6 protein-coding genes and 1 pseudogene are annotated in these 9,977 nt (G+C 50.1%); all 7 read left to right on the top strand.

Annotated elements, in window-relative coordinates:
* The first annotated feature begins 350 nt into the window (after positions 1 to 350).
* Positions 351 to 1,766, top strand: a complete 1,416-nt coding sequence (locus BMON_RS07745) for a lipopolysaccharide biosynthesis protein (RefSeq protein WP_161786353.1) — start codon at positions 351 to 353, stop codon at positions 1,764 to 1,766.
* A 46-nt stretch (positions 1,767 to 1,812) separates the two neighbouring features.
* Positions 1,813 to 2,834 (top strand): annotated as a pseudogene (gene rfbB / locus BMON_RS07740) (dTDP-glucose 4,6-dehydratase).
* A 31-nt stretch (positions 2,835 to 2,865) separates the two neighbouring features.
* On the top strand, positions 2,866 to 4,314 hold the full coding sequence (locus tag BMON_RS07735; protein ID WP_033513704.1) for a sugar nucleotide-binding protein: 1,449 nt from the start codon (positions 2,866 to 2,868) through the stop codon (positions 4,312 to 4,314).
* 37 nt (positions 4,315 to 4,351) lie between these two features.
* Positions 4,352 to 5,245 (top strand): glucose-1-phosphate thymidylyltransferase RfbA, encoded by an 894-nt coding sequence (rfbA, locus tag BMON_RS07730; RefSeq protein ID WP_033513703.1) that lies wholly within the window; start codon positions 4,352 to 4,354, stop codon positions 5,243 to 5,245.
* Between the two features lie 124 nt (positions 5,246 to 5,369).
* Positions 5,370 to 7,133, top strand: a complete 1,764-nt coding sequence (locus tag BMON_RS07725; protein WP_033513702.1) for a KAP family P-loop NTPase fold protein — start codon at positions 5,370 to 5,372, stop codon at positions 7,131 to 7,133.
* A gap of 66 nt (positions 7,134 to 7,199) precedes the next feature.
* Positions 7,200 to 7,802, top strand: a complete 603-nt coding sequence (locus tag BMON_RS07720) for a hypothetical protein (RefSeq protein WP_033513700.1) — start codon at positions 7,200 to 7,202, stop codon at positions 7,800 to 7,802.
* 210 nt (positions 7,803 to 8,012) lie between these two features.
* Positions 8,013 to 9,674, top strand: coding sequence for an ATP-dependent nuclease (locus BMON_RS09725; protein ID WP_081883003.1), 1,662 nt, complete (start codon positions 8,013 to 8,015; stop codon positions 9,672 to 9,674).
* The last annotated feature ends 303 nt before the right edge of the window (positions 9,675 to 9,977 follow it).

The raw sequence follows: 9,977 nt of genomic DNA, 5'->3' as shown, positions 1-9,977 counted from the left end.
GCCAAACCGTCAACGCGCGTACAAGGGCGAACTGATCCGCCGATCCAAGCCATTCGGGTCCGTGCACGCGTTGGAACAGGCCACGTTCCCATGGTCTCCTGGTGGAACAGCCAACGTCTCCATGAAAGCCTCGGCTACCGGACACCATGCGAAGTCGAAACCCTGTATCATCAACGCCAGGCGATATCAATCGCCCCAAAAACCAACAAAACAGCGTGAACAAAAACCAGTCCACTTCACTTCACCTTCGACAGCCGTTTATCCAGCAAAATCAACTAGCAACCAAAAAATAATTACACCGAAAACTAGACAGTCTCACAGAAATCGCTCTCACCAAGTACTATGTGCGTGTGAAATATAAACAGTTGCTGGGTAACTCGCTCGTTGCCTTTCTTGCCCAAGGTGTCGGAACTCTTGCCAGTTTAGTGACAGCGGTGATTGTGCCCAAAGTCCTTGGTGTCGTTGGCTTTGGATATTGGCAGCTGTTTATTTTCTATACGTCGTATGTGGGTTTCTTTCACTTGGGTTTGTGTGATGGGGCATATCTTAAGCTTGGAGGGGTCTCGCGCACAGATATTGATAAACGGCGCTCTAATTCAGTGTTTTGGATAGGCATGGCTTATCAGTCCATATTCGTTGTTATTGCATCTGTTATGGTTTGGATGAGTTCTGCAGATTCAGATCGAAAACTCGTTTTATTTTCAAGTGTGGTAGTGCTTCTCCTACTGAATGCGGCGACTTACCTCGGATATATTTTCCAAGCAATGAATGAAACAAAGCTCTACTCCTACTCTGTTATTGTGGATCGTTTTGCTTTCGCTGTTCTGGTTATCATTTGTGTTGCCTTTCGTGTAAAGGATTTCCGGTTTTATATCGGCTCATTCATCATAGGGAAAATGCTCTCGCTTATCTATTGCGTAGTGAAAGGATGGGATTTCTTCCATTCTGGTCTGGTACCATTCCTGGATGCAGTCAAAGAGGCTCTTGACGATATTCGTGTGGGCAGCAAACTTATGTTTGCCAATGTCGCGGGTATGCTGATTCTTGGAGTGGTCAGGTTTGCGATTGATGGACATTGGGGAATTGTTGTTTTTGGTAAGGTATCATTCGCATTGTCCCTGGCAATGTTCATCATGCAATTTGTTATGCAGGTGAGCATGGTGCTATTCCCCGCGTTGCGACGGTCATCATCACAAGAACAGCGACGCCTATATCGCGCTATGTCGGAAATACTTGATCTGGTCATGCCGTTTGTGTTCGTCCTTTACTCCCCAATAGTAATGATATTGGATCGATGGCTTCCTCAATATCATCAAAGCTTTTTCTATTTTGCGATTCTTTTGCCGATTTGCATTTTCGACGGGAAGATGGATATCACATGCACTACGTTTTTCAAAGTATTAAGACGTGAACGTTTGTTGCTTGCTATTAATGTAAGCATATTGCTGCTGAGCATACTATTGACTTGGATACAGGTGAGTCTGTTTGATTCCCTGATCGGGGTCCTGCTTTCCGCCGTCGCGGTACTTATTCTTAGAAGTATTGCATCAGAGATAATACTGAATCGGGAAATGAATCTTTCATTCCCAATCACTATCGTTGTACCCATAGCGTTATCCGTCCTGTTTGTGTTGAGCGTTGTCTTGCTTCCTACAATTTGGGCGTTAGTGGCAAATTGTTTTGCCTATGTTGTGGTACTTGCAGCATTTCGCAAGCAGCTGCAGGGAATAGGTAAACAAATCAGTAGGATGCGAGTTCACGAATAGTGGCGAGCGGCATGTTTGGAAGAAGGTGCAGTTTAGAATAATGAATATGGTTGATGAAAGTGCAGAGTTCCACTGTGTGTTGGTGACGGGTGGTTGTGGGTTTATTGGGTCGAATTTTGTTCGGTGGGTGGTGGGGAACCATCCGGTGTGCGTGTCATCGTGTTGGATGCGTTGACGTATGCGGGTCGTTTGGACAACATCCGGGATGTGCTGGGCGATCGGGTCGAGTTCGTTCATGGTGATATTCGTGATGCCGGGCTGGTGGATCGCGTCGTTGCCCGGTGCGACGCCATCGTGCATTTCGCCGCGGAGTCGCATAACGACAACTCGATAGCCGATCCCGAGCCGTTCGTCTCGACGAACGTGCTGGGCACGTTCCGGTTGCTGCAGGCCGCGAGGAGGTACGATGTGAGGTTCCATCACATCAGCACCGACGAGGTGTACGGGGATCTGGCACTGGACGACCCCCGGCGTTTCACGGAGGACCGGGCGTACCAGCCCAGTTCGCCGTATTCCTCCTCGAAGGCCGCGAGCGACCTGCTGGTGCGTGCGTGGTATCGCACGTATGGCGTGCGCGCCACGATCTCCAACTGCAGCAACAACTACGGGCCGTACCAGCATGTGGAGAAGTTCATTCCCCGGCAGATCACCAACATTTTGACCGGCGTCAGGCCGAAGCTCTATGGCGACGGGCTGAACGTGCGCGACTGGATCAGCACGCAAGATCATTCGAGTGCGGTGTGGGATGTGCTGACCCGGGGCCGGCTCGGGGAGACCTATCTGATCGGGGCGGACGGCGAGCATGACAATCTCACGGTGCTCAGGGCGATCCTGCGGGTGATGGGCCGGGCGGAGGATGATTTCGACTGGGTCAGGGACCGTCCGGGGCATGATCGGCGTTACGCGATCGACTCGTCCAAGCTGCGTAAGGAGCTGGGATGGCGGCCCGTTCACACGGATTTCGACGCCGGGCTGCGTTCGACGGTGGCATGGTATCAGGCGCATCGTGATTGGTGGATGCCGGTGAAGGCGGCCACCGAGCAGCGGTACCGGGAGCAGGGCCGGTAGGGGTAGAGGAACAGAGAAGGGGAGTCCGCAGTTGGAGTTCGAGAAGAAGCTGAACGTCACGCATACCGGGATACCGGGGTTGCTGGTGGTCGACATGCCCGTGCATGGGGATAATCGGGGTTGGTTCAAGGAGAACTGGCAGCGGGCGAAGATGACGGCCCTGGGGGTGCCCGATCTGCGGATCGTGCAGAACAACGTGAGTTTCAACGCGGCGCGCGGTGTGACGCGTGGGTTGCACGCGGAACCGTGGGATAAATTCATATCGGTTGCTTCTGGCGAGATATTCGGCGCTTGGGTGGATCTTCGGGAGGGACCGACTTTCGGACAGGTTTTTACGACCCGTGTGGATGCTTCCCGGGCGGTATATGTGCCCCGAGGGGTGGCCAACGGTTTCCAGGCACTTGCAGATGGTACAGTGTACACGTATCTGGTGGATGCTCACTGGAGCCTCGACCGCAAGCGAGAGTATACGTTCGTAAATCTTGCTGACCCTACTCTCGCTATTTCGTGGCCGATCCCGTTGGATCAATGCGAGTTGTCGGATGCGGATCGTGCCCATCCCATGCTGTTGGACGTGATTCCGATGAGTCCCAAGAAGACGTTGGTCACAGGAGCGAAAGGCCAGCTGGGGCACGCCTTGGAAGCATACGTGGAGGCCCATCGGCTGACGGGCTTTGAGTTCACTGACCGCGATGAGTTCGATTTCTCGGATCCACAAGCGTACGAGGGTGTTGACTGGGATTCCTACGGAGCGATCATCAACGCAGGAGCATACACCGCCGTGGATCGTGCGGAAACATCCGAAGGGCGTGTGGACGCGTGGCGGGCGAATGCTACGGGGCCGTCTCTTCTGGCAGCTACTGCGAGAGAGCACGGTCTGACCTTAGTGCATGTGAGTTCAGACTACGTGTTCGACGGAACCCGGAATATACATGATGAACAAGAGGCGTTGAGCCCTCTGAGCGTGTACGGTCAAAGCAAAGCCGCTGGAGACATAGCCATTACAGGGGCCCCGCGGCACTATATCCTTCGCTCTTCGTGGGTTATCGGAGAAGGGCACAACTTCGTACGGTCCATGCTCTCCTTGGCTGCCCGGGTTTCAGATGCTGAAGACGATTTGGACCATGTAACTGTTGTGGATGATCAGGTCGGACGCCTCACGTTCACAGACGACATGGCGAGAGCTATTATGCATCTGCTGGATTCCCAAGCCCCCTATGGCGTTTACAACCTGAGCGGCTCAGGTCCTGAAGCGAGCTGGTGTCAGATCGCGCGTTCGATATTTGAACAGTCAGGCACCGATCCCACTGCCGTCAAGCCCGTATCGACAAGCGCATATTATGCGAACGCGGTCGGTCCTATCGCTCCCCGACCCGAACACAGCACCTTGGATTTGTCACGTATAGAGAACAGCGGATATCATCCTAACGATTGGCAAGATAGCCTTAAGGCCTATATCGACCGTCAGCTCGCGAGCTGACTGCCAGAAGAAAAACAAGTTGAGAAACGGGGGGCATATGAAGGGGATTATTCTTGCCGGAGGTTCGGGAACACGACTGTATCCGTTGACGACGGTTACGTCGAAACAGCTTCTGCCGGTGTACGACAAGCCGATGATCTACTACCCGCTAAGCGTGTTGATGATGGCTGGCATCAAAGACATTCTCATCATCTCCACGCCTCACGATCTCCCGAATTTCCACAACTTGCTAGGTGATGGGTCACGCTACGGTGTACATCTGTCATACAAAGTGCAGCCACGTCCGGAAGGCCTTGCCCAAGCTTTTGTACTCGGCGAGGAGTTCATCGCCGGTGAGCCTTGTGCTCTGGTGCTGGGTGATAATATCTTCTACGGCAATGGTCTACGTAGCCTGCTCTTGAGAGCCGTGTCCGCGAGCGAGCAGCATGCCACAGTATTCGGGTATTACGTTGATGATCCGGAACGATACGGTGTTGTTGAATTCGACGAGAATAATCATGCCGTCAGTATTGTGGAGAAGCCGGAGCATCCGGCATCGAACTATGCGGTGACCGGACTGTATTTCTACGATGCCAGGGTTACCGAATTTGCCAAAGAGGTCAAGCCCTCCGCTCGTGGCGAGTTGGAGATTACCGACATCAACCGCATCTATCTGGAGGATGAATCACTTAACGTGACGACGCTGGGTCGTGGTTATGCGTGGCTGGACACGGGCACCATGGATTCCCTGTATGAGGCGGGCGAGTTCGTGCGCACGGTGCAGCGCGCCCAGGGTCTGCCGATCAGTGTGCTTGAGGAGATTGCCTTCGAGAACGGTTGGATCGAACGTGATCAGCTCTTCGAAGCTGCCAAGCGCTATGGCAAGAGTCCCTACGGTCTGCACTTGCGCGATGTCGCGGAGCGTCGGATCATCAGTCGGCCGAAGGACTAGTCTGGGCTGTCCGGGAAATCCGGCTTCCGCCTCCCTCTGCGGTAAGTCCGTGATGTCTTGACGTTGTAACAGCGTTCTCTGCAATCCGCCTCGCTCGGCATAATGCGGAGTAAGTTTCTACGGCATGGGAGATACGGCGCAAGACGGTTCTGGCTTCTCGCGGGAGCATCCAATCGAACATGCCAAGGACGATGCATTCAACCGGCAGGCATATGTGTCGAAGTTGCTGAATGCGTTATGGCGGTCCGATGACATAAACGGTCTGGTTGTGGGCATCAGCGGTCCATGGGGATCGGGTAAGACCTCGCTCAAGACAATGCTTGTTGAAGAGATAAACACCGCTCGGGAAACGTCGCAGAGCTTCCGCGTCGTTGAGTTTGAACCATGGATGTATTCAAGAAGCGGCAAACTGGTGTCGCTGTTGTTTGACGAGGTGGCCTACGATTTATCGCCGACAGGAGGTAAGTCACGGCACCTTAAAGAACGAACTGGACAGTTTGCGAATACCGTTCTTCCAGCTCTATCCGATGCAGCCTCAGCCGCCAATGTGGTTGTTCCCAGAGTCGGAACGGTATCCTCATCACTAATCAAAGCCTTTTCAGGACTGGCGAAAGCCACGGATCCGACGAATGATGATATTGATAGCCTCGCGTGGCGGCGTGAAAAGCTGAAGCGAAAGCTCGATAAATCACCGGATAGAATCATTGTCTTCATTGATGACTTGGACCGTCTTATGGATGATGAGGTCGTGGAGATGTTGCGAGCGGTCAAGGCCGTCGGCGATCTTCCGCACATGACTTACGTTCTCCTCTACGATCGTGATTCCATCACTAGATCCCTTGATGCAACATGTCATGGGAAGGGCGACGAGTATCTCGAAAAGATCATTCAGGTTCCTCTTGACCTGCCTGAGCCTCCTCAGGATGCAGTATCGGAGCGTTTGAAAGCTGAAGTCGTTGCTCCGGTGGGTCTCGCTTCGAAGAAAATCTATATGGAGGGTTACGACCGATTCGTTGAGCTGAATTCTTTCGGGTACTGCGTCAAGCCATATGTAAGCACGATGAGGGATGTCATTCGCCTGTCCAATGAATTCAAGCTTCGGTACAAGGTGATGAAGGATGATGTCGAGGTCGATGACCTGTTGAGCATCACGAGCTTGGAGGTGTTCCGCCCCTCGCTGCACCGTTGGATCATGGAGCACAAGGCGCTCCTATGTAGTCCTGTCACAGGCAGAACCTCTTATTCTGGACAGCATAAAGGCGAGGAGCAATGGGCTCAGTCCTTGACCACAGAGTTGAAGAACCTGCCGAAGGATTCCGATCGTGAAGCACTGGAATCGCTCTTCCCATTTGCCGGAGCAGCTCTTGCAGGAAATTGGAGTAACGCCAACACTTGCTATGACGATCCGTGGAGGTCCATCTGCAGAACTGAGCACTTCGATGCGTATTTCCGGTTTTCCACCGATCGTGATGTGTTACATGAAGCGGAATTCAAACAGTTCCTACTCGTTGACGACCTACTCGACCCTGGCTTCCCTAGGGATGATCAGCTCAAGATTTTCGGCGACAAATATTTCCCCGGCAAGGCGGCATCGTATCTCAATGGCAGCGATACCGAACGAATACAGAAGGTCATTCTGGGATGTCTCAAGTGTGATCAGATGATATCCGAGGTACTCAGGGGTTGTATTTCTATCAACGTGGCGACGACGATATTGAACCGGAACAACGGTTCCCGACTTCATACCGACGTATTGAAAACCATCGTTGGCGCTATCGCCCAGTCCGATTCCATAGCCGCGGTTCCCACCGCCCTGGCTCTAGCCGTTCAGATGCAAAAGGAATTGCATGACAGCGGAACTGCCGAGGCTCCGGTTCTTCTGCCGTAGGTCTATGATCTTCTGCGCATACCAATGCATCGCGAGGATTCACAGCCATGGGAAGAAAGCCTGGCTGTGTTGAAGGGAAAGGTGCTGTCGCCGTTCTCTTCGCAGGGGGCAGAGCGCCCGATGCTTTTTCGCGCTGATCTCCTTGAATTCTGCACCCATGCCGTGCTTTACCTCTACGACGACGATGTTAAGCGTCGAAGTGCGTTCGAATCGTTGCGTCCTTTGGTGGATCCCAACCAGTATCCGCTCTTCGTTGTGGATGCCCTCGCGAAGAAGACCGACACCGGCTATGTGCTTAACGGGCCGTTGTTGTCGGAGTTGGTGACAAGGGAGCAATATCAGAGCGCCATCGATACGCTCATCGATCAGGGGACTCTGTGGGAGTACGCTCCGTCGGATCGCCAAGCAGTCGCCGCCTATCAAGTAGCTCTCGATGGTTCTAGTTCACCATCGAGTTCATCGCCGTCGCAACCGCCTGCCTCGCCCGAGGAGCCGGAAGCCTCATCCGAGGAGCCTGAACTCGGGGACCCGATTCCCGAAGCTCAGACCAAGCTCGTCGTGAAAGGCGGGGAGAAGCGCGTCAATGCGGTGACGAAAAATATGGCAGGGGAAGCAATGCTTCCTATGCCTTATCGATACCTTATTGCGTGCCTTACAAAGGATCTGTAAGCGATAACAATAAGGTGACAAATGCCAAGATCAGTAAAGTTATCCGCCCGGACTACACAATAGCTTCTCCGGGTGTCGGCATGGAAGTAGAATACAACAGAGAAAACGTCAATTACTCAGCTAGTACTTTACAATCTACTGCTGTAATATTTGTGAAGAGTCAAAAATATAACTAGTTTTATTGCTGTGATATTTATAGATGGAGATTTCATGGGGTTAATTTCATCAATCAGGTTTAATAACGACGAATCGATGAGTGTAGAAGATAATGAAATTATTGTTTTCGTAGGACCGAACAACGCGGGGAAAAGTCAAAGTCTAAAAGACATTTTTGCGTTAACTCAGAAAGCAGAAAATCCAACTACAGTTATCAGGTCTATCGGCCTAAACAAACCTAGCTTGGAATCGTTTGAATCTCAAATTCGAAACTTTTGTCAAGTGATAAATAATGGTGACCACGAAGATTTTCATTCATATAATTTCAGCTATAATACATATAAATTGAATCTGTATACAAGTTATAATGCATTAGACGAGGCCAGAAATCTACTTGTGTCTTATCTGAGCACAGAGGATAGGCTCACGCTTGCGAATCCACCAGAATCAATAAACCGTGACAGTGCAAAAACACATCCCATTCATTATCCAGCTTTCGAAAAAAAATACAGAACTGAACTCTCGGAATTCTTCGAAAGAGCCTTTGGGAAAAAGCTTATTCCCAATATCCTTTTTGGTAGAACGATACCGTTGTGTATTGGTGATTCTGCCAACCTAAAAGAATCGTTTTCTGACGAGCAGACACGCCTGGAAGCATATGCTGAAATTCTTCAATCTTACGATCAAGTTCAGGATCAGGGAGATGGAATCCGAAGTTTCGTCGGTATTATTCTTAACCTTATGCTTGAAAGCTATCAGTTATTCTTACTCGATGAGCCGGAATCATTTCTGCATCCACCTCAGGCAAAAATAATCGGAGAAGTAATTGGACAAATGGCAAGCAATAGGAAACAGGTCTTTATTTCAACCCACAGCAGGGATGTCGTTCAAGGATTGGTTGAAACTTGTCCGAATCGTGTAAAGATTGTTCGGATAACAAGAAGGGAAAATACTAATTTTTTTTCGATACTTGAGAATGAAACTGTTTCCAACATTTGGAAAGATCCTCTGCTTCGTTACTCGGCAATCATGGACAGTATGTTTCATCAATCTGTTGTATTATGTGAAAGTGATTCTGATTGTAAGATGTATTCAATTATCTTCGCTCATTATAAGGAACGACAGAATTCTTTCTTACAAACTCAATTTATTCATTGCGGGGGCAAACATAGAATGCATGATGTTGCCAAAACATTAAGTGATTTAGGAATGACTTACAGGATTGTCCTTGACTTTGACGTATTAAACAACGAATCTATTTTATCTAGAATAGTTGAGGCATGCGAAGGCAAATGGGAGAACGTTAGAGATGACTATCATATTATAAATACACAAGTAAATAACGGGCGTATGCAAGATGTTTCGCGCAAAAAGTTAGAACAATTAATTGCAAAGAAAAATACGGAGTTTCTTCAACAATCCGAAATCGACTTACTTAGAGATGCCTTAAAATCAAAAAATCCTTGGGAGAATGCGAAACAAATGGGAGAATTGGCGTTACCTCGTGGTAATGCGTCTGAAGCGTATCAAAAACTTTCAAAATATCTCAAATCGTTGGGAATCTTTATCGTACCATCCGGAGAACTAGAATCTTTTGTTCCTGAAGTCGGAGGACATGGACCCAAATGGGTCAATTCGGTGTTGGAACAGTATCCCGATCTATCTAACGATGTTTATAAAAACATTTTGGATTTTATAAAGACATGGGAGCTATAAGACCACACTAAATTCTATAGATTTTTGCCTCAAACATGATTGCGCTTGCGTTTCAGTTTCTGACTGCTGCAAATCTCAAGAAATAGTGCATGCAAGCGTCGCATGGCAACCATATATATGAGCCTGAGCTGAATTGCGCCCCTGAGTTCTAGTTAGAAGTGCAACACCGCTTATGGTTGGGATTGCTGATGTTCCGACCTTTGGGAGGTGCTGCACTCACTATGAAAGCTTATACGCATGTGACCGGGGGTGAGCGGATCAGGATTGAGATGCTGCGTTTCGGGGATCATGAGACGATCCGGC

Origin of the sequence: Bifidobacterium mongoliense DSM 21395 (genome assembly GCF_000741285.1) — a bacterium.
GTDB classification, from domain to species: domain Bacteria; phylum Actinomycetota; class Actinomycetes; order Actinomycetales; family Bifidobacteriaceae; genus Bifidobacterium; species Bifidobacterium mongoliense.
This window is presented reverse-complemented; position numbering and strand designations above follow the sequence as displayed.

Bases quoted from the DNA above. Each gene is read 5' to 3' on its own strand.
- rfbA (WP_033513703.1), top strand. From the start codon at position 4,352: ATGAAGGGGATTATTCTTGCCGGAGGTTCGGGAACACGACTGTATCCG.
- BMON_RS07725 (WP_033513702.1), top strand. From the start codon at position 5,370: ATGGGAGATACGGCGCAAGACGGTTCTGGCTTCTCGCGGGAGCATCCA.
- BMON_RS09725 (WP_081883003.1), top strand. From the start codon at position 8,013: ATGGGGTTAATTTCATCAATCAGGTTTAATAACGACGAATCGATGAGT.